This is a genomic window from Flavobacterium aquariorum (genome assembly GCF_003254745.1).
GTDB lineage: Bacteria > Bacteroidota > Bacteroidia > Flavobacteriales > Flavobacteriaceae > Flavobacterium > Flavobacterium aquariorum.
In genome coordinates, this window is sequence record NZ_QKXH01000010.1 from 16,194 (window position 1) to 40,619 (window position 24,426).

Consider the following 24,426-nt stretch of genomic DNA (forward strand, 5'->3'; position numbering starts at 1 on the left):
AGAACATGCAAAAATAACATTTTGAAATGAAATTAGTTCTTTAATATAAAATCCATTTTCAAAATAGACTTTGTACCTTTGTTACTTTGAAACTTTGCACCTATAAAATAATGTCCAGAAAAATAAAACTAATATGGGATTTTCGTGGTCCTGCTTCTGCAAAAACAGCCGAACACCACGAAATTCATTTGAAAGAATATATCACCATTGAAAAATTACCGATAAATATTACTGGATTTCAAATCTTGGGTGAAATGTACGCTATCGCATATATGGTAGTAACCGACGAAAACATGATTCAAGTACGCGATGCTTTGAAACCGCACCGCGGGGAAGTTTATCAGTAATCAGATAGCAGATTTGAGAAGGCAGAAGGCAGACCAAAACAGACACTTTATAGATTCAACATTAAAAAAGCCCATTTTCATATGAAAATCGGCTTTTTTTATAAGATTTTTTTTTTGCGCTTATTATTATTCTGAAATCTGAATTCTCCAATCTGCTATCTGAATTCTGCTAACTAATTAGCCACTTCACTAATAAATTTTATTCGCATTAAGCGTAACTCATCCAAATCATAGTCACCATCAAATTCTTTTAGTGCCTTCTCTATACTATCTGATTCGGATTCCATAAAATACTCATGAATCTCTTCTTGTTGATCGTCATCTAGCATTTCGTCAATCCAATATTTGATATTCAATTTGGTCCCAGAATAAACAATTTGTTCCATTTCTTTAATCAAATCATCCATCTTTAACCCTTTTGCGGAAGCGATATCAGTCAAAGCTAACTTTCTGTCAATGTTTTGAATAATATACAATTTATTGATGGAGTTGACTCCCGTAGATTTTACAACCAAATCATCAGGACGAATAATATCGTGCTCTTCTACATAACGGCTTATTAATTCAATAAATTCTTTACCATATTTTTTGGCTTTTCCTTCCCCGACACCATGAATATTAATCAACTCAGCTTGTGAGATTGGATATTTCAAAGCCATATCTTCTAGAGAAGGGTCTTGAAAAACAACAAATGGAGGAACACCTAATTTTTTGGCCACTTTTTTACGCAATTCGCGCAACATCTGCATCAATAATTCATCGGCTGTTCCAGATGATTTTGCTGCTGTTACTATAGCTTCATCTTCAGACTCATTATATTCGTGATCTTCAGACATCATAAAGGATTCTGGATTTTTCATAAAGGCCAATCCTTCCTTCGTGATTTCTATAATGCCATAAGTTTCTATATCTTTAGACAATAACCCTGCAACAAGGACTTGTCGTAATAATGCCATCCAAAATTTCTCGTCATGATTCGAACCTGATCCAAAAAAAGATTGAGAATCTGTTTTATGCGCATTGATAACTGCATTCACACGACCAATTAAGGTAAAAACAATCTCTTTTGATTTGTATATATGCTTGGTTTTCTTGACAACTTCCAACAGTTTAAGCACTTCATCTTTGGCTTCCACTTTTGTTTTTGGATTACGAATATTATCATCCATATCGGCACCTTCACCGGTCTCACTGTCAAATTCCTCACCAAAATAGTGCAATAAGAATTTACGTCTGGACATAGAAGTTTCGGCATAAGCCACAACTTCATGCAACAAAGCAAATCCTATTTCTTGCTCGGCAATTGGTTTTCCGGATAGAAATTTTTCTAATTTCTCAACATCTTTATAAGAGTAATAGGCTAGGCAATGTCCTTCGCCACCATCTCTACCGGCACGTCCCGTTTCTTGATAATAACTTTCCAATGATTTTGGAATATCGTGATGAATCACAAAACGCACATCGGGCTTATCGATTCCCATTCCGAACGCAATGGTTGCCACAACAACTTCTACATCTTCCATCAAAAACATATCCTGATGTTTCGCACGTGTTTTGGCATCTAAACCTGCGTGATAAGGAACGGCACTTATTCCGTTTACCTGCAAAACTTCGGCGATTGATTCGACTTTTTTACGGCTCAAGCAGTAAATAATTCCTGATTTCCCTTTATGCTGCTTTATAAACCGAATAATATCTGATTCAATATTTTTTGTTTTCGTACGAACTTCATAAAATAAATTGGCTCTATTAAATGATGCTTTAAATGTAGTCGCGTTGGCCATTTCCAAATTCTTCAAAATATCTTCCTGGACTTTTGGAGTGGCCGTGGCAGTAAGTCCAATAATAGGAACTTCTCCCAACTGTTTAATAATATTTTTTAGATTTCGATATTCTGGTCTGAAATCGTGCCCCCATTCTGAAATACAGTGTGCTTCATCAATTGCCACAAATGAGATAGGCACAGTTTGAAGAAAAGCTACATATTCCTCCTTCGTTAAAGATTCTGGAGCTACATATAACAATTTAGTTATACCCGCTGTAATATCGGCTTTTACTTGTGCAATTTCGGTTTTAGTAAGGGAGGAATTTAAAACATGGGCAATTCCATTTTCGGAAGAAAGACTTCTGATAGCATCTACTTGATTTTTCATTAATGCTATCAAAGGAGAGACAACAATTGCAGTCCCATCTTGGACTAAAGCAGGCAATTGATAACATAGTGATTTCCCTCCTCCAGTTGGCATAATAACAAATGTATTTTGTTTATTAAGCAAACTCGTTATTACTTTTTCTTGCAGGCCTTTGAATTGGCTAAAGCCAAAATATTTCTTTAATTCTTTGTGTATGTCAATTTCGTTTGAATTCATTCTTTAATATGTGGTATTTTATATAAATTTGCGGAACATAAAGATACAACTTTCTTTTACACATACAAATTTAAAATTATCAGTTTTGATTACAAAGGAAAATATACTGGCCAATGCCAAGAAAACTATTGAATCCGAAAGCCAATCTATTGCAAAATTAATTGATTTCATTGACGAAACTTTTGCGGAAGCGGTACAGTGTATCTACAATTCCAAAGGAAGGTTGGTTGTAACAGGAATTGGTAAAAGTGCCATTATTGCTCAAAAAATGGTGGCCTCATTCAATTCAACCGGGACGCCATCTTTATTCTTGCATGCTTCCGAAGCGATTCATGGGGATTTAGGGATGATTCAAAAAGACGATGTTATTATTTGTATTTCAAAAAGCGGCAACAGCCCAGAAATCAAATCATTAGTCCCGCTTTTGACTCGTTTTGGCAACAAATTAATTGGTATGACTGGGAATATGACTTCCTTTTTGGCCAAAGGTTCACATTATGTTTTGAATACAACAGTTGATGCCGAATCTTGCCCATTGAATCTTGCGCCTACAAATAGCACAACAGCGCAATTAGTAATGGGAGATGCTATTGTAGTATGCTTAATGGAAATGAGAGATTTCAAAGCCGAAGATTTTGCAATCTATCATCCCGGTGGTGCTTTAGGTAAAAAATTATTGCTCCGCGTAAAAGACATGCTTGAACACACCTTAAAACCAGAAGTAGGCCCTGAGACTCCAATCAAAAAAGCAATTTTTGAAATTTCAGAAAAACGTTTAGGAGTAACAGCCGTGGTAGAAAACAACAAAGTAATCGGAATAATTACCGACGGAGATATTCGAAGAATGCTCAACGAAAGAGATACTTTTGCCGAATTGACAGCTAAAGATATTATGACCAAAAACCCAAAAACAGTACAATCTACAGATATGGTGGTGGATGCCTTTAACATTATGGAAGACTTCTCTATCACACAATTAATCGTTGTTGATAATGGAGAATACAAAGGCGTATTGCATTTACATGACATTTTAAAAGAAGGAATCGTATAATGGCAAAGAAAAACCTAGGCGAAATGTCCTTTTTAGACCATCTTGAAGAATTAAGATGGCTTTTAGTGAGAAGTACGACGGCTGTGATTATCATGGCATGTGTAACATATTTTATAAGTGATTACTTGTTTGACACCATTATATTTGGCCCAACAAGAGCTACCTTTTTTACCTACCGCTATTTTTGCGAATTATCGCATCAATTGGGTTTTGCCGATAGCATTTGTATAACCGAAATGCCTTTTATCATTCAGAACACTGAAATGGAAGGTCAAGTTAATATTTTTGTTTGGATGTGTATCTTGGCTGGTTTCATTTTAAGTTTCCCTTATATTTTATGGGAAGTTTGGAAATTTATCAGCCCGGCCTTGTATGAAAAGGAAAAGAAAAACGCTAGAGTTTTTATATTTACGTCTTCAATGCTTTTCTTTTTAGGAGTACTATTTGGCTATTTTGTTGTTATTCCAATGTCAGTGAATTTTGTGGCCACTTTTTCAGTAAGTGACATGGTAAAAAACCAATTTACGTTGGACTCTTATATTGGAATGGTAAAAACCAGTATTTTGGCTAGTGGGTTATTCTTTGAACTTCCTATAATTATTTATTTTCTAACCAAATTAGGCCTGGTAACTCCAGAATTTTTAAGAAAATATTGGAAATATGCGGTTGTAATAATCTTGATTGTTGCCGCAATTGTTACTCCACCCGATGTGGTGAGCCAAACCATTGTTGCCATCCCAATGCTGATTATTTATGAAGTAAGTATCTTGATTTCAAAAATTGTAACACTAAATAAAAAGAAAGAAAATGTCTGATATCGTACAAGAATTCAATGAATACCGTTCTAAAATGAACGAAAAATTATTGGCAGACAATAATAAAATAGTAAAACGTATTTTTAACCTAGACACCAATGCGTATGCTGCTGGAGCACTGGATGTGAAGACCAAAGAACTTTTAGGATTAGTGGCTTCAACCGTTTTGCGCTGTGATGATTGTGTAAAATACCACTTGGAAACCAGCTATAAAGAAGGCGTGACCAAAGAAGAAATGATGGAAGCTATGGGAATTGCAACCCTAGTAGGTGGCACAATTGTAGTGCCTCACTTGCGTAGAGCATACGAATTCTGGGAAGCATTGGAGGAAACTGGTAATTAGAAAATGTGTCAATAAGTAAATTAGATAATTGATTGAAAACGCAATAATTTGTTAATTCATCTATCTGATTGATTATTTTACTTTTAATTTGTCCCTTCTAATAAATTTTAAAATTGAATTTGAGTTAGTTTTTCAATTATCTCATTTTCTAATTATCTAATTATCTAATTAAAAATGAAGCTAAGAGCAGAGAATTTAATAAAAACCTACAAAGGCCGCAGTGTTGTAAAGGGCATTTCGGTAGAAGTAAACCAAGGTGAGATTGTTGGTCTTTTGGGACCTAATGGTGCTGGAAAAACGACTTCATTTTATATGATTGTAGGACTGGTAAAACCAAATTCAGGAAATATTTATCTTGACGATTTGAATATTACCGATTATCCAATGTACAAAAGAGCCCAACATGGGATTGGATATTTGGCACAGGAAGCTTCTGTTTTTAGAAAATTAAGTATTGAAGACAATATTTTAAGTGTATTGCAATTAACCAAACTTTCCAAAGAACAACAGGAAGCCAAAATGGAGAGTTTAATTGCCGAATTTAGTTTGGAACACATTCGTACAAACCGCGGGGATTTACTTTCGGGTGGAGAACGTCGTCGTACTGAAATTGCACGTTGTTTGGCTACTGACCCAAAGTTCATCTTACTTGATGAACCTTTTGCGGGTGTCGATCCAGTTGCTGTAGAAGACATTCAAAGAATTGTGGCTCAATTGAAAAATAAAAACATCGGAATCTTAATAACAGATCACAACGTACAGGAAACACTGGCTATTACCGATAAAACCTATCTTATGTTTGAAGGAGGTATTCTAAAAGCGGGTATTCCAGAAGAATTGGTTGAAGACGAAATGGTACGTCGTGTGTATCTAGGCCAAAATTTTGAGTTGAGAAAGAAGAAATTGGAGTTTTAGTATAATGGAAAATCAAGAAAACCCAAACCAAGAAACATTAGAAAAGTGGAGCAAAGATCCTAAAAATTGGATTTGGGGAATATTTTATTATAACAAAGAAGACAAACGCATTTTTCCTCCTAAGAAAATTGAAGGAATGGGTATCACAATAAATTTTGCAAACCCAAAATCGGTATTGGCTTTACTAGTTGCTTTGGCTTTTTTTGGAATGGTTACTTTTTTTATTTTGAATAAATAATTAAGCCGTTTAACATTCTTACTCTGAAATCTGAACCTATTCCACGGTAATATATTCCAATTGCTGTATATCGCCATTGTAAATATTCACATCAACATTCGTATCGATACCAGGAACAGTGGCTTTCTCGGTAAATTGCCAAAAAAGCCAATCTTCTTGAATTTCTTCCCGATAAAAATTATAGTTGGCTATCCAAAAAAGATAATCGCTAAACTCTTCTTTTAGGAAATCGTCATAATATTTTTCTCCTGTATAAATTATAGGTCTTACTCCGTAATGCAATTCAACAGCTTTCAGCCAACGCCTTAAACCAATTTTTAACCGTTCGATAGATTGTTCTTTCGGAAGTTTTTCGATATCCAAAACGGGAGGTAAATCACCTTTCTTAAGCTTTACATTTTTTATAAAAAGTTCCGCTTGTTCAAGAGAGTTTTCATTTGGACGATAATAATGATAAGCGCCCCGTATCATTTTATTTTCTTTGGCGCCAAGCCAATTTCTTTTAAACTGATTATCTACTCTGTCCTTTCCAACAGTTGCCCGAATAAAAACATAGCGTAAAGGATATTTTTCTTCAATGGTATCAACATAAGACCAACGGATTTTTCCTTGATATTCGGAAACATCTAAACCAACCGTTTTTCCTTCATTTTTTTCCAAAACTTTTAAATTTCGAGCTTCAGAAAAAACATTTGTACCACTATTATAATGTGATTTAAAGCCTAAATAATTTATAATACCAGAGCGGTAATGATAGGCTATTGAAAAAATAAAAAGAATCGCAATCCCAATAAAAAAGAAATCAATCCACTTTCCAGAAAAACTGCTTTTTTTCTTTTTTAGTTTACGCCTTGGCATAGTGCTGCTGCTTTTTCTCATCAAAAAAATTACTTGTTTTGAAACTTATTGTTAATCACGGAAAGCAAAACGTAAAAAACAATAACTAATGTAACTCCTAAATATTGAAGAAACAACAATAACAAAACAGAGATTGCTAAGAAAATAATCTGAAGTGCATTATCCTTGAAATTAAACTTTTTTATTTTTAAGGAAAATAAAGGAATCTCCGCATTCAAGATATAGGCACTAAACAGCGATATTAATAGTAAAACCCATTTCTCTGTCAAAATTTCAAGTATAATCAATGACTCTCCAGAATAATACTCCTTAACCAAAGGAAGACTCAATATAAAAAGAGCATTCGCTGGAGTTGGCAAACCTATAAACGAATCGGTTTGACGAGTGTCAATATTGAATTTTGCCAAACGAAAACAGGATCCCAAAGTAATAATAAAACCTAAGTAAGGAAAAAATTGAAAATAACCTTCACTCATATAAACTGAGCTACTTTGCATCATTTTAAACATCACAAATCCTGGAACCACTCCGCTTGTCACCATATCCGCCAAAGAATCCAATTGTAGACCCAGAGGACCTGATACTTTAAACAAACGGGCAAAAAATCCATCAAAAAAATCTAAAAAAATTCCGAGGCAAACAAAAAAGAATGCCATTTCAAATTGGTCTTTACTTACAAATACCACAGCGATACAGCCACAAAAAAGATTTAATAAAGTAATTGTATTCGGAATGTGTTTTTTGATGTTCATGGTTTTTAAATTGAATTATAAGCTCGACAAATTTAATACAATAAGTGAAAGTGATACTTTTTTTGTTAAGAGATTTTAGTTCCTTACTAACAAAAATTATTAATTCATTGAATTGAAGTAGCTACATCATCAAAAAACTTTATTTTTGGTAGAAATTAAACTCATCAAGACTCCAAATAATATCTTTTGAAAAAAATACAGCTCATTTTATTTCTTTTTATTGCAAACACAATCTGTAGTCAAACCGTTCGGAAATACTCGAATGAGTTCATGAATATAGGTGTAGATGCAGCAGCTTTGGGAATGTCAAACGCTGTAGTTGCTTCTACTTCAGATGTTAACTCAACCTATTGGAATCCAGCGGGGCTACTTCATCTAGAAGACAATCAAATCTCTTTAATGCATTCAAATTACTTCGCCAATATTGCCAAATATGATTATGCTGCCTATGCCAGTCCTATCGATGACCGAACGGCTTGGGGAATTTCATTGATCCGTTTTGGTGTAGATGATATTTTGAACACTACTGATTTAATAGACAATGAAGGTAACATAGATTACAACAGAATTAAGCTTTTTTCAACGGCCGATTATGGATTTACTTTTTCTTATGCAGTAAAATTACCCATAGAAGGGTTTCAATATGGCGTAAATGCAAAAATTATACGCAGAATTATTGGGGATTTTGCAACTTCTTGGGGATTTGGTTTTGATTTTGGATTACAATTTGAAAAGAATGATTGGCAATTTGGATTAATGCTTCGAGATATCACGACGACTTATAATATTTGGAATATCAACGAAGAAGCCTATCAAAAAATAGCCGATGCCATTCCTGGACAAAATCAAAAAATGCCCGAGAGTACTGAAATTACCCTTCCTAAAGCTCAACTGGGAGTGGCCAAAAAAATTCTTTTTCATGATGATTACAGCCTTTTGGCTACTGCTAATATGAATATGCAATTCACCCAAACCAATGATCTAATTTCAAGCAGTTTCCTTAGTATTGATCCAGCCATTGGTTTGGAATTCGGCTATACAAATCTTGCTTTTTTGAGAGCAGGCGTTGGTAATTTTCAGCACGTAACACAATTGGACAATGGCGAAAAAATAGGATTCCAACCCAATATTGGTTTGGGATTCAAATACAAAGGAATCGCTATTGATTATGCATTAACCTCTTTGGGCAATCAAAGTACAGCGTTGTATTCCAATGTATTTTCTTTAAAAATTGATTTATCCCTTTTTAGAGGCTAACTTTGAATTTTGAAAAAATTACATCTTTATTTATATTTAAAACAATTTAAAAAATGAAAATCTACCAATTTAAAAAAATATTTGTTTGCATTCTTTTGTTGGGTTCCATTTATAACACATACGGCCAAGATCTTCAATTATCCAAAAATGCTCATGTTAGCGTGCTCACTTGTGGCACTGGTAATGAATCCTATTCTTTATTTGGTCACACCGCCATAAGAGTTAGCGACATTGACAATAATCTGGATGTGGTTTATAACTATGGTGCTTTTGACTTTGATACGCCCAACTTTGTAATGAAGTTTACCAAAGGGGACTTGAATTATTTCATAGTAAACAATCGATACGTTGATTTTATTAATCAATATAATTATGAAAAAAGGGATGTTTATGAACAAGAATTAGATGTTCCACTTGCGCTCAAACAAAAGTTATTTGACAATCTATCCCAATCACTGCTATCTGACGAACGTTTGTACCAATATAAATTCATTGACAATAATTGCACTTCGAAGGTAGTGGATGTCATCAATAAAACATTAAACGCAAAAGTGATTACCAAAAAAACAGATACGGACCAAACCTACAGATCCATTTTGTTTCCTTATTTTGACAATCATTTTTATGAAAAACTAGGAACGAGTATTGTTTTTGGAACAAAAGTAGATCAACTGGGGACCAAAATATTTTTACCGTTTGAACTTCAAAAAAGTTTAAAACTTATTCAGTATCAAAACCATCCTTTATCCAAGGAAAACAAAACAATATTAAATTTTGAAGAGGAAATCCCTGTCTCTTGGTGGAATAACTGTTATACTTATCTTTTATTTTTAGGTTTTGTGATTTTGATAAATAAGAAAAGTATTGATTACATTTATCTAGTGATTATAGCTTCATTAGGTTTGCTATTCGGATTTTTGGGATTTTATTCGTCGCATCAGGAATTGGGATACAACTACAATATTCTATTGTTTAATCCTATCCTTTTTATGGTATTGTATTTCTGGAGTACAAAAAACGCCAAATGGACTTACAAACTTTCCGTTTTAAATATTCTTTTGGTGATTGTGTATTTCTTTTTCATCATCACAAAAGTTCATTGGCTTATCGTTTCGCCAATACTAATAACCAACATAATAGTTTTAACTCGACTTGCTATTAAACACAAGGAACGCATTCCTATAATTATTTAATTTATTGACCTCTATAAAACAAAACCGTTGAAACTGTTTTGAAAGCAATACTTAAATCCAAGTATATGCTTCGGTGTTTGATATAATATAAATCGTATTGTAATTTTATCAAACTGTCTTCCAGTTTTTCACCATAGGAATAATTGACTTGAGCCCAACCCGTAAGTCCGGGTTTAATAATATGGCGCGTTTCATAGAATGGCATCATTTTAGCAATTTCATTCACAAATACCGGTCGCTCAGGTCTTGGCCCAATAACAGCCATATCCCCTTTTAGAATATTAATAAACTGAGGGAACTCGTCTATTCTGGTTTTCCTTAAAAATTTTCCAAACGTAGTAATTCTGGAATCATTGAGTTTAGCAAAAACTGCACCTGATTTTTCGGCATTTTTGACCATTGTCCGGAATTTAATGATCTTGAAAACAAGACCGTCTTTGCCAACTCTTTTTTGGGTATAAAACAATTTTCCTTTGTTCCAAAAAACATTGCATAACAATATAAAAGGAACTAAAATCAAACCTATTCCTAAACCAATCAATGAAAAAATAACCTCAAATATTCTGATAAAATACAAGTATAATTTATTCTGATTACTGCGGCTGAAAGGAAAAAAACGATAAAAATCCCTCGAAATATATTGAACCGGAATACGTTGTGTTTTACTTTCATATACATGCGTATATTCTCTAATACTCTTGCCCGATTCTAATAAATGAAGTAATTGTTGGTATAAATCTGTCGTAATTCCGTCTGTTTGTTGGGAAGCTATCACTATTTCCGATATCCCATTTTTGGCAACAAATAAAGATAAATCTTCGCTTTTTATATGCTTCACATATTGATATTCAAATTTATTTTTCGAATGATAATCTGAATTTACATATCCAATTATTTTGTAATGGGGATCTACACTCTCCAATCCCTGAACAAGCTCTTGCACCTGCTCACTATCGCATATTAAAACTGCATTTTGAACAAATCTATTGGATGCTAAAAACCGAACATAAATCATTCTCCACGTATACAGTGCCACAAAGACTGCAATATAAAAAACCAATAATTGCCAACGATTTTTGGGCAATTGTGGTGAAAAAACAGGAGTCAATAAATAAAATATTACAGTCGAAGAAGTCGTTAGAATCGTGCTTCGTAACACTTGAAAATGATTGCTTGCTACTTGAAGGTTATACATTTCGAAAATAGCTCCAAAAGCGTTAATGTAGAGTGCTAGAACAATAGTCCAGTAGTAATTGGTACTAGAAAATTTAAAATAATTGAAGTGAAAAATAAAACCGACACAATACAAACCAAATAATACAAAAACCACATCAAAAAACCGTAAAAGAATTTTACGCTCGGAAATTTCGAAGTGTATGCTTTTTTGATTATCCATTGATTTCAAAATTGGATTGCGTTGCAAGATACTTATTATATAAAAATTAAACCTTCTTTACTTTAAAATAGTGCCCCATTTAAGCTTAACAATCTGCCAATCAAAATCTTCTGATTTCCTTCTTGCATTAGCAGTAATTTTACCAAACAAATCATTGTTTTTAATTAATCTATCTATTTCCATAACCATTTTGTCGACATCATTATCTGGTATTAATAAACCCTCTTTTTGATTCTGAACCAAAAATGGAATGCCACCAACATTTGTAGAAACAACGGCTAAACCCAAGGACATCGCTTCAATCAAGCTCACAGGCATGTTGTCAAAATGGGTAGTGTTTATGAAAATATCATATTCCTTGGATTTATTTATCCACTCCAGTTTGGATAATTTTCCTGTAAAAAGGATATCCAATTTTAAATCTTTGGCTCTCTGTTTAGCATCCAATAAACTTCCATCTTTTTCAGGACCAACCATGCAAAGTGTCGCTTCAGGATATTTCTCTTTTACAGAGGCAAATACTTGAACAGCCATTATGGGATTGTATATTTTTGCAAAAGAACGCACCCACAATAGATTGGGTTTCACTTTTTCTCGTTCCAAAAAAGGATAGTTTTCGAGTTCAATAGCATTCGGAATATGTATAACATTTTCATAACCTTCTGCTTTGAATTGCTTTATTAAAAAAAGAGAAGGTGACACGTTTTGGAAAGAATACCTGAAAATCATTTCACAAATTTTCGGGTTATTCTTCAATCTAAAAGCTAAATTGCCTCCGTGTAAAATTGGAATGTATTTGAGTTTCAAACATCGACACAACTGAGAAGTCGCAAATGCATACCAAAAATTAGTCGTACTATAGGTATCAATTAAAACACAATCACCTTTTCTATATTGAAATACATTCCACAACATAGCAATTAATCTTCTTGCTTGATTTTTTTGGGAAGAACTATAAGATACCACAAAACCCTCTTGTTCCAAAAGTGGCCCAAGAATTTCAATAGTGGTCGGGGTTACACCATGTTTAGATAGCTTATTTCCTATGTAGAGCAGGTTTTTCAACAGTATAAACTTTTAACAATGAAAGTGCATAAACAAAAGCAGGAGCAGCAAGTCGCATGGCGGCATGATTGATGGTTAACAACCAAAAAACCAAGAACGAGAGTGCAAATATATTTTGACGATTGTTGGCAAATAAAATCAAAGGGGTACAAAACAAAAGCACTAAATCGATCAGACCTAGAGAACCATGCTCGGCCAACATCCTGGTAATTTCATTGTGTGATGCTGCTACAATTCCAGTTTCCTTTTCCCGAATTTCTTTATTTCTTCCAACGCCAACCCCTAAAATAGGATTATCAAAAAACATTTGCAATTCGGATGTTATAAGCATTTCTCTACCAGATAATTGACTTTTTTTCTCCCTTCCTCTCGCATCTTGATTCGCATAGCGTTTATTAATCAATCCACCAGTTTGTATGGAACTGTAACCCCAAACTCCCAATCCAGCCAAAAAAGACATTATAATAATCAATCCTATTTTAGGTTTCGTATTAAAATTAGCTTGAAAATACATTATTATCAAAAGTAGAAAAATCATCACAACTGCCGTCAATACCCCTCCTCTTGAAAAAGTTACGATACCTCTAAAAGCAATAACCAGCACCAATCCAGCATTTATCACTTGTAGCATTCTGCTATTGGAATTCAATAACAATTGGACAAAAAAAATAAAAATCCCTAAGCCTAATATTGTTGATACTTGATTGGGACCAAATCCACCCGATGTTTCAAAATTGGATTGCGTTCCTGTAACCACATCCCTCACACTGGGAGTATACAAATACAAGTAAATCACAATAGCAACCAAAGGCAACGAGAACGCTGTAATCACTCCTTTTAATCGGTCAAAGGTAATCTTCCTTTGATAACAATATATAGAAGAAATACCCAGACAAACGGGGCCTGAAATGTTAAATGCAATTGCTTTTCGAATATCTGTTTCAAAATTTGAGGTAATAGCAGATAAAATAATCCCCGGAATCAATAAAAGTAAGAACAACCAATATATAATAGCTTTATTTGAAAATCCAGAATAAATCATTCCGAGAAACATAAAAATCAAAATTGAGTATTTTCCAAACTCATTTAATAACACTCCATCTGTCATTCTCAAAAGTACCTCAACGCTTATTACATAGGCTGATATAACAAGAGCTTCATTATTTTTATTACTGTTTTTTACAATATAATAAATACCAAAAACAAATATCACTAAAGTGTATATTTTTGAAATAAAAGGCATAACAAATATCAAACCTCCTAGAAAAGTATGAAATAGCACCAAATAAATATATGATAATTCTTCTTTCTTCATTTTAACTTATTTTCAACCAATTTAAATATTTTTCCATCACGCTTTCAGCAGTATAATTGGCTTGAACCGTGTCATAAAGTGCCTTTCCAAAATCAGAACGTAAAGTCACATTAGCAATCAAATCAACTACAGATAGATAAAACAAATCCGGCTCATCAGAATCTACTATTAAGCCATTCTTTCCGTGTTGTACTATCATAGGAATTTCCCCCACTCGAGTGACTACAACAGCTTTTTTATATAATCCATATTCTAAAAGTGCTACGGGCAACCCCTCAGATTGTGAAGTCAAAACAGCAATTGGTGCTTGATTGAGTATATATTCCACATCTTGTCTTGAACCATAAAGGAATACATTACTTTCTAAATCACATTCTTTGATTTGTTTTATAATTTGTCTGGAATACTCGTCTTCAAAATCTTTTCCAACCAAATGAAAAGTCCAATCTGGATAGAATTCTTTTAGCTTTTGAGCAACTTCCAACAATAAAAAATGATTTTTTTGCTCCCTTAAATTAGCCAAAGACACTATTCGCTTTCCCTCAACTCCCTTTAGGATTGTATGCTCTTCTCCCCCCATCTCTTTGGTTGGAAAATTAGGCAAATAAATAACATTTTCTGCTTTTAGTTGTACTTCTGACCAATTTTTAAGCTTTTGGTTTACAGCAATAACTCCATTAAAAAAAGATGCAGTTTGCTTCAAAACAAAATAAGGTCTCGTTGCTAAAAACTCATTATTACCATAATGATCATGTCTAATGATTTTTAAGTTAGGGCAAATGCATTTTAATAAAACCGCTAAAAAAAAGGAAGTACTATGAGCGTGAATATGAGTTACCTTATTTTTTAAAACAAATGAACGCAATCTAAAAAGTGCTCCAAAATCAAGTTGCCGTTTTTTATTCAAAAACAAATAAGAAACTTTTTGATTAATTTGATTAAGCAAAACTCCTTCTTTTCTAGTTGCAACCAACCCCGAAAAATCAATTTCATCCACCAAAGTATTCGCATAATTAACAGCCATACGCTCTGCACCACCAGCTTCTAGTGAATCTATTATTTGAATGATCCTCATTGTTCAAGCATTTTTTTTATTGCTGATTCAAAAACTTCAAGTGTGTATTTCCGCGACCAATCCGAAGCTTTTCTTCTTTTAGTGTCATAATCCACTTTATCATTTACAACCGCTTCTACTTTACGAACATCTTGTTCTAAATTGCTACGCCAGTCCGAGCAAAGCTCTCGATTCATTTGCAACAATACTCCTCTTTCTCCAAAATCCAACATAAAAGGCACACAAGAAACAGGAGTTGCTATTGGAACACAACCCCAAAACATCCCCTCGGCCAGTGCTTTTGGCCACCCTTCACTTTGAGAAGGTAAAATCACAAAATGACTGTTTTGATAAGCTTCAGTAACAACTTTTTGGTTTTGATTTCCTTTTAATTGTACAATCTTTTCTAAACCATTAGAAGCAATATAACTCTCTAAAGCCTTTCGCTCTATACCTTCTCCATAAAAATTTAAAGATACATTATATCCCTTTTTATATAATGTATCTAACAATTTCATAGCATACATAGGATTTTTACCCGATACCAATGCTCCGACAAAAACAAAATTTATTCCCCTATTTAGATCCAATGATTGAATTGCTACTTTATCCATTTCAGAATAGGTTGCTGTAAAAAATGGTTTAATATTCTTTGTACTTCCCTCCCATTCACCATAAACCAAAACTTGCATATTTCTAGTCAAAAACGTATTGCTCAAAATCCATTTTTGCAAACGGTAACTCCATGGTTGTTTCGCTTTTGGATCCCAATTCCCAGCATATTTTGCCGTTTTGGGTTTATTTGGAAATAAAATTTGAACTAAACAACCCAATAACCCAATGTTGCCAGGGCATCGTAGATGAATATGATCGGCTTCTTTCATGGCTTTAAAAATTTGCCGACTTATTTTTGAAATTTTTAAAATTGCGTTAAAAATGGATTTAAAACCTAATAAATTAATACTCTCAATCTTGAAAAACTCAATGTTTTCTTGATTATATGGAATGTCGATTACCGTATTTGAAGCTTGAATAAGGGGTGCTACAATAATAAACTCATCGACATATTTTGACCAAACATTCATTTCACGTACATAAGGTGCGTAAGCAAAATAGTTTCCCTTTTGAAAGACATGCGACACTTGAGTTATAATGGCAAATTTCATGAAATTATTTTGGAAAAAACATTACAATAATTTTCAATACTAAAAAGAGATAAAAAAGTATTCCTTGCATTCATGCCCATTTGCTCATGTTTATCGCTATTTTTTTCAACTTTTTTGAATAATGAAACCATTGAATCAACATCTGAATCGAACTTAAAACATTCGCAACCATCCTTTAAATATTTTGTAAGACCCGTTTTATTCGAAATTAACAATGGAGTGTTATTCATCATTGATTCCAAACCAACTGTTGGTAAATTATCACATTTTGAGGGAATTATTGAAAAATGGCTCTTATTTAAATAATCGTCAATTTTTTCATAAGTCAACCTTGCAAAATAATGTATTGAAGCATTATTTTTTATCAATTCTTTTATTTCAAATTCTTGACTACCACTTCCTGATATATTTAAAATCATTTTAGAATCTTTTGATTCATTTCTATAAATTATGAATGCTTTAATTAAATCTATAACCCCTTTTGAAGAATCTAGCCTGCCTAGATATGAAACAACAATGTTTTCATCAGATATTCTAATTTTATTTTCAAATCTGTCCTTGATAGGATTTAACACAACACTCCCTTTTTTAATTGAAAAAAAAGCTTTTAAATCTTTTTTTGCTTTTGCAGAAGGACATATAATTACATCACAAAATAATTTATAGAATATTTTTTTTCTTAAAAACAATAAATTTTGCTTCATTGAACCATATTTTTTATCGGCCAAAAGTTGGTCAGACAATGTATGATAATAACAAAAAGTCTTAACTTTTCCTAGAGACATTAACTTTGAAACCAAAATTGAAATATTACTGCCTACAAAATGTCCTATTACTACATCTGGTTTATATTTTAAATGAATTTTTGAAAACCAAACTAAATCTTTTGTCGAAGTAGGTCTGTTTTCTGTTGGCCATGAACAAACAATAATTTCACCAGTACCCTTTTCGATTATTTGATTTATTCTAAAATAGGGTTTGTGCGAAATAAAAACAACTCTATTTCCCGTATCAGCCAGATGATGTGCTAAATGAAAACTCATACCTGCAAATGAAATTTCTGAAAAATTATGAGCTATTATAATTGTTTTCATACTTAAAAAATTTACTTTTTTATTGCTTCCAAATAAATTGTTGATCCTTGATAGCTATTCAATAATGCTTTAAAGCAATTCAAATAAAATCTTTTTTTGGTCAATTCTACATAAGGGAATTTCTTAACCATAATTTTACAATTAGCAAAATGATGAAATTCAAAAATATTTTTTATGTTCTCTGCAGTGAAAAAATTGAGATGAATTGGAGGTTCATCCTGAAACAATTGGTCTTTTTCTCTATCCTGATAATTCAGGATTTTATTGTAATTGGGAGTTGAGAGTATTATTTTACCATTATAATTTAGTTTTTTATAAGCCAAATCAAGAAACAATTTCAAATCCTGAAGATGTTCAATAACCTCCCAGAGCATTATTACATCAAACTGACCTTTTATTTTTTCCATTTCTTTAAAATCACCATTAATTGTATTTAATTTTAATTGTTGTGATTTGAGAAATGCTTCTTCATCCAATTCAATTCCTGTGTACAGTATTTGTTCGTTTTTTAACCGTATGTGAGCCCCAATCAAACCTATTCCACTCCCAATCTCAAGTACCGATTGACAATTTGTATTCAAAATGTTTTTCTTTATCAATCTATAACGATTCAAACCAATATTAATGACTTGCTCTTTTACAATTTGATCAAACTCAATTCTAGAATGTCTCTGATATTTACTATTCTCTTTATTATACAATTCATCATAAACAGTTACAAATTGTTCTTGAGAATATGCAGTTAAACAAAATATCAATTTGCATTTAACACATTGACCTAAATTAAACTTTCTATTTATTAATTCAATTCTATTGTGACAAATTTTACAGGCATTGAATTGATCCATTTTATTTTAAATTAAGCTGTATTTTTGGTTTACTAAAAATCAAACTCCACCACCCAACAGTCCTACCGAGTGCTTCTGTAAAAGCGGCGGTCCTTTTTTTTGTGTTAAAGATATTACTAAATCGAATGATTGTCAATAGTATTGTAATTGAATGCCATTTTAGTCTGTCGTTAAATACTGGTTTTGGATTTTTTACCCGCCAAACATACCAACCGTTTCTAACTACCATTTTACCATATAGGTATTGATTGGGCCTTCCAGAGTGATTGTGGTAATGACTCAATTGCACTTTTGTATTAATTACATTCTTCCCAAATTGTAAAGCTCTAATACTAAAATCGGCATCTTCATACAAACCATAGCCCTTAAAATAAGAAGAAAATTGGATTTGATTAACAACTGTTCTCCTAAATGCCATTGACATCCCAATTAATAAATCAACCTCATAAATTTTATTATTCAACGGAAAACCGCAAGTCCTACCATGTGAATATTTAGACATTTTTCCTGGCCCTAGATTAGACTGCAAACCCAAATAATTCCGAACCACATTGCGAAGCCCTTCTTTATACACAAAACCATCAAAAGAAAAATACTTGTTTTTATTGTATACCTTATTTGTTAATATCACCTCCCATTTATTTTCGTTTATAGCAACTCCTCCAACTCCTGTAATAGTAGCATTTTGCTTAAAAGTGTCAATTAATTCCTCAAAGTAATCTTTTTCCAAAACCGTATCATCATCCAAAAAACAAACCACTTCCATATTCGATCCAACATGAGCAATCCCAAAATTCCGCTGTTTGGTCAAACCCCGATGTTCATTTGTAACTATATAATAGTGAAGATTTTTAAAATGATTATCATTAAAAATAAGCTGTGTTTCATTATTTGTAGATCCGTCAATGATGAGAATTTCATCGGGATATAACGTTTGTTCCCTTACCGATTGCAACAATTGAAGTAAGGGTTTTGGACGCATATAAGTGCAAATGATGAGAGAGAATTGAGTCACGTTTTTCATAAAGAGTTTATTCATTTTTTTAAGGACCACTAAACTTTTAAAATAACTAAAATATTTCCTGAAGTTAATTACTCATATAAATATTTAATATAATCTTCATGCAATTTTACTTTTTTAAACAAATCATATTGTTTTGAACCTACTTTTGTATTTTCAGATTCCAAATGCACTAACTCATAACCATAATTATTAAAAATTTCAAGAAATTTGGCAATCGCAATCAATTATGATAATCAAATTTAGTATTTATACTTTACCATTCCAGCTTACTATATTTCAAAAATTCCTGCTGCGAAATAGTATTATCATTATGTTGTACCAAATCACTTGGTGAAATAAAATGGATAACATAGGTGCCTTTGTTATATTGATTTATTATTTTATCACAAAACCCAATCACATCAATTTCTTTCATATGGAATAATACGAAGCGAGAGAACACAATATCGGCTATGGGAATATCTTGTAAAACTAAATCAAAATTTGGAAAATATTCTATGTAGTTTGGCAATCCATACTTGTTTTTTGCTCCATCTTCTATGTTACAATTGTCTTTTTTTGAAAATATAGTATTAAACTCTAAAACTGTTTTTCTTTTAAAATGTTGATTAACATCAAAAGCCTCTACTTTTCTTGCTTTAAATTTATATTTAAAAAAATAAGGCATAGTGGGAAACCAACCAGATCCAAACTCAAAAACGGTTCTGTCTTTTAAATCAATTTCTAATTTATCTAGAATAGCATTCAGTCTTAAATAAATAAATTCCATACTTTTTAGTCTATTTTTCAATGTCGTTTTATCAAAAAACATTTGAATTTTATGGTAAAAATAATCATCCCCTTTGTTCGGCAATAAAGCAGCGATTTAAACAAGAATGTTTTTAATTTATGATTCATCTCTTATTTTGAATTCAGATTATTTTATTTTTTATTGAATAACTACAGTATTTTTCGACAAACAATATTCGTATCATTTTTTTCAACTATATTCCCTAGCTCATCTACATCAAGCTGTATATCCTCAAAACTAGACCAATAATCAACCAATTCTTTTAAAGTAGGATTCAAGTTTCATTATTTAGAATCTTTAATCCTAAATAATTAAAATTTTTATCTCCAATAAAATTAATTTCATTCTTACTATAAAACAATCTTCCTTTATGATACTTCATAGGGACAGAAAAAAAATATGAGCAACAAAGACCCCTTTCTCTTTTATAAGTGAATCAATGTTAACTTGGCATTATGCTTTTCAAAATTATCGATTTTTAAGGTCTGAAAAATATAAAATTCTTTCTCAAAAATAGTATGTTTGAATAGAATAGGGCAATATTTTGCAATTTATAAGGAGTATTTTTATTGCTATTCCAAAAAGCTAGAACGGAGACAATTCTGGAAAGCAAAACCATCCTTCAGTAAGACATAAAATATACTTTTTTCCTTTTGATGAAATACTTTTTTTAAATTCCCAGCGATACTTTTGTATTTCAAAATTAACTCTTGATCCCCATAAAAATGAAACATCATATTTTTAGTCATCAATTGCAATTGTTTGGAAAAATGCAATCCTTTATTTCCTTTTAAGAAACTTGACAATGTAAATTGTTTCGTATTCAATTGATTGATTACCCCAACTATTGCTTTACCAGAGTCAATATAATTCCAAAGGATTCTAATATTTTACTAATTAAATTGGCCTCATAATCCTCCTCAATTATTTTTTTATTTTTAAAAAGAGAAAAATAATACGGTTGAAAGCAATGATCAATCCATGTACAAAGACCTGAAAAAGGAGCTTTTAAATTAAAAAAAGTCTCAAAACTATCCGGAATATTTTTTAAAGATTGTGATAGGAAATGATATCCTAACTCATGGCCATCATTCTGCCAAAGCGACAATTCTTCGACATCATTTTCAAAGGAAGCATTATCTGATCGTTTTGAAAAATGATTAAGAAAAAAACCTTTAGTAACTTTAACATTGTTTCGTTTAAAAAAATCTCTCTGAATCTTTAAATTTTCCGGAATATCAAAATCACAGTGATCCGTAAAACAAGCTATTGCTGTAAATGGAATTTTTGAACGGCTAAATTTGATAGCATTCTTCTCAGAGAATAAAATCGCTAGATTTTGTTTCCAATTAAAGTTCTGATTTACCGATTGAATTGTAATTTCGTTATAATCTTTAATATAGTTTATCAATGAAGAGGTGTCTCGGGATTAAAACCCACAACAATACCGTTTTAATTTTTTTATTAACCTCCCAAATCTCGATATTTCTATTGGCCCGTACAAGTGTCGCACCCTTCAGTTTTATGATCTTAGGACAAAATTCATGAACAATTCTATCACTATTACAATTTATCCATCGATAATCATGGCTTCTAAATTCAATAATGGGCTGAGAAAATCGTATTACAATATCAAAAGAATTAATCTTTAAAGATAAAAATTTTAAAATATCTATTTCAGTTTTATTCTTTTGACTCTTGTCAAAAGGAACCGCACTTTTCCCTGAAGAAGTACAAATTAAAATAAATTGTATCAAAATAAAATGTTTATTAACTTATTGTAAAAACTGTTTGTTCAGTAGTAAAGATAGCTCTTATCCACGCTATATTCATGAAAATTTTTACGCTCGTTTTTTTAATTCATTAGCCCAAAAAATACTTTTCTGCCACTGCTTATTAAAGTAAATTAAATAACGAATTGGGTTTTTAATATTTTGATGTTTATGATACTTAAAAAATAATGTAGTTTTGTATCTGCCTATTTGTTCCTTACAATTATACTTGAATTTCACATACATAACAGTTGGGGAAGGTTTAGGCTGTATCTCCTCTTTAGACCACTCAAAAGTTGGCTTTATTCGAAATCCACCTATTGGAGCTTTTAGATGTAAAATACTTATCTCGGGAAAAGAAATGACATCTACTCCTAAATTTCGTAATTGCAATCCAAAATCAGTATCCTCTCCATAACCAAATTCTAAGCTTTTATCAAAAGACACTTTTTTTAATAAATCAGCTCTCAAAAAACTATTTCCGGATCCAAAAATATTAGACTGATGGATATGAAAATTATTCTTATACTCATTTACTTGCAAGCAAGTTGTCGTTAAGCATAAAACACCATATTGCTCAATGCCTTTAAAAACCCTCCCTATCAAATCCGATTCAAATCTTATATCATCATCACTAAAGAATACCCATTCACTTTCTACTTGGCTCATTGCCAAATTCCTTGCATTACAAGCACCAGTTTGATGCGTAAAGGTATGCTTTATAACAAAAGGCCAAATTTCATTATATATATAATCCAATTCTGAAACACAGTCTTGTTTAGGATTTTGCTCCACTATAATTACATGAATTGGTAAATGAGTTTGCTGAGCCAAATCCTTCAACACATCATACAAATAATCTTTTCTCCCGATAGTTGGAATAATAACATCCATAGTTGGGTTAACTATAACTTTAAGAGATGAATTAACTTTAATCGCGTCTAAATCAGTTTTGTTCTTTTTCCTGTTCTTAAAAAAATAAGCATATAAAAAGGCGCCTAAAGGGAATTGACGCTCATAAATGATTAAATTTAAAAACATCATTACTATCCATCTCTTTTTATAATGCTGTTTTATAAATCTAAAAAGGGTAAAAACAGAGGCTTTGGGTGAAGAAACTAAAAAGTGCTTTTTCAATAATCTAGGCTCGGAATAGCACAACAAACCTTGCGGTTTACAAACTTTGGCAATTGAATTTAAATAATAATCAAAACAAGAATCCCGTTTTATCGTTTCCTTAGTGGCTCTTAATATCGAAGTATGAACACATCCCACCAAACTACTCATTTGCCAGGTAGGGTAGGTTACATTTTTATTTACTCTAATAAATAAAGATTCCTCTACATAGCCTATTTTTGGGCCTAAATAATTCCTTTCACTTGGATTATAGGAAAGTATCATTTTATTGTGATGCATTATCAAATTAAGTTCCTCTACATTAAGCACTTCTTGATAGTCTGAATGACACCAAACTAGTTTTGATTCTGGAAAACGTTCTGCCAATTGTATTAAGCCAAACGCAATAGATTTATTTTTGGCAAAAGATATTTCACTTTTATCAACCGAAATAACTTTGCTAATCCTATTATTTTTATGGTATACTATAATCAAAATTAACCTATTATTGATTTATAAAAACCTACATTTTGCTCAACTATTTTTTCAATATCGAAAATAGCTTCTACTCTTATTCTTACTGCTTTTCCTATTGTAGAACATAAAATATCGTCTTGTAACAAACCAACTATTTTATCGGCAAATCCGTCGTGATCTTTTGGGTGGACCAAATACCCGCTTTCCCCATCAACAAGTAATTCTTGTGCCCAACCAATATTACTATTCACAACTGGTTTTTGCAGCGCCATGGATTCAATTGTCACCATTCCTAAAGTTTCTGCAAAAGTTGGAAAAACACAAACATTTGCTTTTTTTATGAATTCCTGCACTTCATTGTAAGGGATTTTACCTAAATAAGTAATAGCATTTAAATCTTCCTCACTGCATTCTTGTTGCATTAATTCCCAAGTCGATTTGGATTTGGTTTGAATATCAAAAGAATCACTTCCTATCAAAACCAATCTGGCTTCTGGATATTTACTTCTAACTTTCTTAAAAATATCAGGCAATTCCAATACTCCCTTTTTTCGAATAATAGTGCCTATATATAAAATCAACCCTTTCTCATAAACCAACGGATTAGTATTCTGAAATAGATTAAGCTCTAATCCGTGGTGAATGGTTTGAATTCTTTTCTTTTTTATTCCAAAAAGCTTCTTTGACAGTTCTCCTGCAAAACGGGTAGGAGCAATAAAAGCCTGAGCTTTATTAATTGCCAATTTTTCGAACCAAAAATTTTTTGCTTTTTGTTTTCTATGTTCCAAATAACAAAAATAGGCGTCGCTTCCATGAAAACGAATTGCGATTGGTACTTTTAAATTCATAAAAGCAGTAATTCCTGTCCAATCTGGGACTTCGACTAAATCAATCCCTTCTAAAACAATGTATTTATTGAGATAATTTTGAATATATTTTCGATGAAAATACCAACCAAACGTTTTATACTTTTGAGCTTTTATCAAATGTATTTTCACACCATCTTCTTGGAAAATAGCACTTTCTGATTGTCCATAAACAAAAACGGTAACAGTTACCTTTTTTTTAACCAAAGCCACCACCAAGTTCTTGATACTTGTACCTATTCCTGCCGCATGCTGTACACGCTCATGGGGATATTCAGGTGTTAAAAAAGCAATATGCATATATT

At 32.0% G+C, this 24,426-nt stretch carries 23 protein-coding genes; 8 read left to right on the forward strand and 15 right to left on the reverse strand.

From position 1 onward, the window contains the following. The first annotated feature begins 110 nt into the window (after positions 1 to 110). A complete protein-coding gene (locus DOS84_RS14965; RefSeq protein WP_111410934.1) occupies positions 111 to 347 on the forward strand; it encodes a hypothetical protein in 237 nt (78 codons plus the stop codon). 173 nt (positions 348 to 520) lie between these two features. Here the strand turns inward: DOS84_RS14965 and recQ are convergent, their stop codons facing one another. Continuing rightward, the gene (gene recQ / locus DOS84_RS14970; protein WP_111410935.1) at positions 521 to 2,716 is read right to left on the reverse strand and encodes a DNA helicase RecQ; all 2,196 of its coding nucleotides are present in this window, start codon (positions 2,714 to 2,716) and stop codon (positions 521 to 523) included. A gap of 85 nt (positions 2,717 to 2,801) precedes the next feature. Here recQ and DOS84_RS14975 point away from each other — a divergent pair, with 85 nt between their 5' ends. The 5 genes from DOS84_RS14975 (at position 2,802) to DOS84_RS14995 (ending at position 6,078) form a co-directional block, all read left to right on the forward strand. Further along, complete coding sequence (locus DOS84_RS14975) at positions 2,802 to 3,767, forward strand: KpsF/GutQ family sugar-phosphate isomerase (RefSeq protein ID WP_165830451.1); 966 nt, start codon at positions 2,802 to 2,804, stop codon at positions 3,765 to 3,767. Further along, the gene (gene tatC, locus DOS84_RS14980) at positions 3,767 to 4,582 is read left to right on the forward strand and encodes a twin-arginine translocase subunit TatC (RefSeq protein WP_111410936.1); all 816 of its coding nucleotides are present in this window, start codon (positions 3,767 to 3,769) and stop codon (positions 4,580 to 4,582) included. The genes DOS84_RS14975 and tatC overlap by 1 nt, the downstream gene beginning before the upstream one ends. Further along, the gene (locus tag DOS84_RS14985; RefSeq protein WP_111410937.1) at positions 4,575 to 4,925 is read left to right on the forward strand and encodes a carboxymuconolactone decarboxylase family protein; all 351 of its coding nucleotides are present in this window, start codon (positions 4,575 to 4,577) and stop codon (positions 4,923 to 4,925) included. The genes tatC and DOS84_RS14985 overlap by 8 nt, the downstream gene beginning before the upstream one ends. Before the next feature lie 174 nt (positions 4,926 to 5,099). Continuing rightward, positions 5,100 to 5,840: an LPS export ABC transporter ATP-binding protein gene (gene lptB, locus DOS84_RS14990; protein WP_111410938.1), complete on the forward strand. Its 741-nt coding sequence runs from the start codon at positions 5,100 to 5,102 to the stop codon at positions 5,838 to 5,840. Between the two features lie 4 nt (positions 5,841 to 5,844). Further along, complete coding sequence (locus tag DOS84_RS14995) at positions 5,845 to 6,078, forward strand: DUF5808 domain-containing protein (protein WP_111410939.1); 234 nt, start codon at positions 5,845 to 5,847, stop codon at positions 6,076 to 6,078. Positions 6,079 to 6,114: 36 nt separating this feature from the next. On the opposite strand, the gene DOS84_RS15000 is transcribed toward DOS84_RS14995, so the two are convergent. Together DOS84_RS15000 and DOS84_RS15005 are read right to left on the reverse strand one after the other, a co-directional pair. Then, entirely contained in the window at positions 6,115 to 6,936 is an 822-nt protein-coding gene (locus tag DOS84_RS15000; protein WP_243636382.1) for a glycoside hydrolase family 25 protein, read from the reverse strand. A 29-nt stretch (positions 6,937 to 6,965) separates the two neighbouring features. Next, a complete protein-coding gene (locus tag DOS84_RS15005) occupies positions 6,966 to 7,688 on the reverse strand; it encodes a CDP-alcohol phosphatidyltransferase family protein (protein ID WP_111410941.1) in 723 nt (240 codons plus the stop codon). A gap of 186 nt (positions 7,689 to 7,874) precedes the next feature. On the opposite strand from DOS84_RS15005, the gene DOS84_RS15010 reads away from it, so the two are divergent. Together DOS84_RS15010 and DOS84_RS15015 are read left to right on the forward strand one after the other, a co-directional pair. Continuing rightward, positions 7,875 to 8,945: a putative type IX sorting system protein PorV2 gene (locus tag DOS84_RS15010; RefSeq protein ID WP_481249177.1), complete on the forward strand. Its 1,071-nt coding sequence runs from the start codon at positions 7,875 to 7,877 to the stop codon at positions 8,943 to 8,945. A gap of 53 nt (positions 8,946 to 8,998) precedes the next feature. Then, entirely contained in the window at positions 8,999 to 10,138 is a 1,140-nt protein-coding gene (locus DOS84_RS15015) for a lipoprotein N-acyltransferase Lnb domain-containing protein (RefSeq protein ID WP_111410943.1), read from the forward strand. Position 10,139: 1 nt separating this feature from the next. Here DOS84_RS15015 and DOS84_RS15020 read toward each other — a convergent pair whose 3' ends face one another. The 12 genes from DOS84_RS15020 to DOS84_RS15085 form a co-directional block, all read right to left on the reverse strand. Beyond that, positions 10,140 to 11,534, reverse strand: coding sequence for an exopolysaccharide biosynthesis polyprenyl glycosylphosphotransferase (locus DOS84_RS15020; protein WP_111410944.1), 1,395 nt, complete (start codon positions 11,532 to 11,534; stop codon positions 10,140 to 10,142). 57 nt (positions 11,535 to 11,591) lie between these two features. After that, positions 11,592 to 12,599, reverse strand: a complete 1,008-nt coding sequence (locus DOS84_RS15025; protein WP_111410945.1) for a glycosyltransferase family 4 protein — start codon at positions 12,597 to 12,599, stop codon at positions 11,592 to 11,594. Beyond that, positions 12,571 to 13,914: an O-antigen ligase family protein gene (locus DOS84_RS15030; RefSeq protein WP_111410946.1), complete on the reverse strand. Its 1,344-nt coding sequence runs from the start codon at positions 13,912 to 13,914 to the stop codon at positions 12,571 to 12,573. The genes DOS84_RS15025 and DOS84_RS15030 overlap by 29 nt, the downstream gene beginning before the upstream one ends. 1 nt (position 13,915) lies before the next feature. Further along, positions 13,916 to 14,989 (reverse strand): glycosyltransferase family 4 protein, encoded by a 1,074-nt coding sequence (locus DOS84_RS15035; RefSeq protein ID WP_111410947.1) that lies wholly within the window; start codon positions 14,987 to 14,989, stop codon positions 13,916 to 13,918. Then, on the reverse strand, positions 14,986 to 16,134 hold the full coding sequence (locus DOS84_RS15040; protein WP_111410948.1) for a glycosyltransferase: 1,149 nt from the start codon (positions 16,132 to 16,134) through the stop codon (positions 14,986 to 14,988). The genes DOS84_RS15035 and DOS84_RS15040 overlap by 4 nt, the downstream gene beginning before the upstream one ends. Then, positions 16,131 to 17,228 carry a glycosyltransferase family 4 protein gene (locus tag DOS84_RS15045; protein WP_111410949.1) on the reverse strand — a complete coding sequence of 366 codons (1,098 nt, stop codon included), beginning with the start codon at positions 17,226 to 17,228 and terminating at the stop codon, positions 16,131 to 16,133. The genes DOS84_RS15040 and DOS84_RS15045 overlap by 4 nt, the downstream gene beginning before the upstream one ends. A gap of 11 nt (positions 17,229 to 17,239) precedes the next feature. Continuing rightward, complete coding sequence (locus DOS84_RS15050) at positions 17,240 to 18,076, reverse strand: class I SAM-dependent methyltransferase (RefSeq protein ID WP_111410950.1); 837 nt, start codon at positions 18,074 to 18,076, stop codon at positions 17,240 to 17,242. Position 18,077: 1 nt separating this feature from the next. Next, on the reverse strand, positions 18,078 to 19,115 hold the full coding sequence (locus tag DOS84_RS15055) for a glycosyltransferase family 2 protein (RefSeq protein ID WP_243636383.1): 1,038 nt from the start codon (positions 19,113 to 19,115) through the stop codon (positions 18,078 to 18,080). A gap of 238 nt (positions 19,116 to 19,353) precedes the next feature. Beyond that, positions 19,354 to 19,911, reverse strand: a complete 558-nt coding sequence (locus tag DOS84_RS15060; RefSeq protein ID WP_165830452.1) for a hypothetical protein — start codon at positions 19,909 to 19,911, stop codon at positions 19,354 to 19,356. A gap of 823 nt (positions 19,912 to 20,734) precedes the next feature. Then, positions 20,735 to 21,301 carry a hypothetical protein gene (locus tag DOS84_RS15070; RefSeq protein ID WP_111410953.1) on the reverse strand — a complete coding sequence of 189 codons (567 nt, stop codon included), beginning with the start codon at positions 21,299 to 21,301 and terminating at the stop codon, positions 20,735 to 20,737. A gap of 430 nt (positions 21,302 to 21,731) precedes the next feature. Continuing rightward, positions 21,732 to 23,273, reverse strand: a complete 1,542-nt coding sequence (locus tag DOS84_RS15080) for a glycosyltransferase family 2 protein (protein ID WP_111410955.1) — start codon at positions 23,271 to 23,273, stop codon at positions 21,732 to 21,734. Positions 23,274 to 23,275: 2 nt separating this feature from the next. Further along, on the reverse strand, positions 23,276 to 24,421 hold the full coding sequence (locus DOS84_RS15085; protein ID WP_111410956.1) for a glycosyltransferase family 4 protein: 1,146 nt from the start codon (positions 24,419 to 24,421) through the stop codon (positions 23,276 to 23,278). Positions 24,422 to 24,426 lie beyond the last annotated feature (5 nt).

Coding starts and splice junctions, on each gene's coding strand:
- DOS84_RS14965 (WP_111410934.1), top strand. CDS start 111: ATGTCCAGAAAAATAAAACTAATATGGGATTTTCGTGGTCCTGCTTCT.
- recQ (WP_111410935.1), bottom strand. CDS start 2,716: ATGAATTCAAACGAAATTGACATACACAAAGAATTAAAGAAATATTTT.
- tatC (WP_111410936.1), top strand. CDS start 3,767: ATGGCAAAGAAAAACCTAGGCGAAATGTCCTTTTTAGACCATCTTGAA.
- DOS84_RS14985 (WP_111410937.1), top strand. CDS start 4,575: ATGTCTGATATCGTACAAGAATTCAATGAATACCGTTCTAAAATGAAC.
- lptB (WP_111410938.1), top strand. CDS start 5,100: ATGAAGCTAAGAGCAGAGAATTTAATAAAAACCTACAAAGGCCGCAGT.
- DOS84_RS14995 (WP_111410939.1), top strand. CDS start 5,845: ATGGAAAATCAAGAAAACCCAAACCAAGAAACATTAGAAAAGTGGAGC.
- DOS84_RS15000 (WP_243636382.1), bottom strand. CDS start 6,936: ATGCCAAGGCGTAAACTAAAAAAGAAAAAAAGCAGTTTTTCTGGAAAG.
- DOS84_RS15005 (WP_111410941.1), bottom strand. CDS start 7,688: ATGAACATCAAAAAACACATTCCGAATACAATTACTTTATTAAATCTT.
- DOS84_RS15015 (WP_111410943.1), top strand. CDS start 8,999: ATGAAAATCTACCAATTTAAAAAAATATTTGTTTGCATTCTTTTGTTG.
- DOS84_RS15020 (WP_111410944.1), bottom strand. CDS start 11,534: ATGGATAATCAAAAAAGCATACACTTCGAAATTTCCGAGCGTAAAATT.
- DOS84_RS15030 (WP_111410946.1), bottom strand. CDS start 13,914: ATGAAGAAAGAAGAATTATCATATATTTATTTGGTGCTATTTCATACT.
- DOS84_RS15035 (WP_111410947.1), bottom strand. CDS start 14,989: ATGAGGATCATTCAAATAATAGATTCACTAGAAGCTGGTGGTGCAGAG.
- DOS84_RS15040 (WP_111410948.1), bottom strand. CDS start 16,134: ATGAAATTTGCCATTATAACTCAAGTGTCGCATGTCTTTCAAAAGGGA.
- DOS84_RS15045 (WP_111410949.1), bottom strand. CDS start 17,228: ATGAAAACAATTATAATAGCTCATAATTTTTCAGAAATTTCATTTGCA.
- DOS84_RS15050 (WP_111410950.1), bottom strand. CDS start 18,076: ATGGATCAATTCAATGCCTGTAAAATTTGTCACAATAGAATTGAATTA.
- DOS84_RS15055 (WP_243636383.1), bottom strand. CDS start 19,115: ATGAATAAACTCTTTATGAAAAACGTGACTCAATTCTCTCTCATCATT.
- DOS84_RS15060 (WP_165830452.1), bottom strand. CDS start 19,911: ATGTTTTTTGATAAAACGACATTGAAAAATAGACTAAAAAGTATGGAA.
- DOS84_RS15085 (WP_111410956.1), bottom strand. CDS start 24,421: ATGCATATTGCTTTTTTAACACCTGAATATCCCCATGAGCGTGTACAG.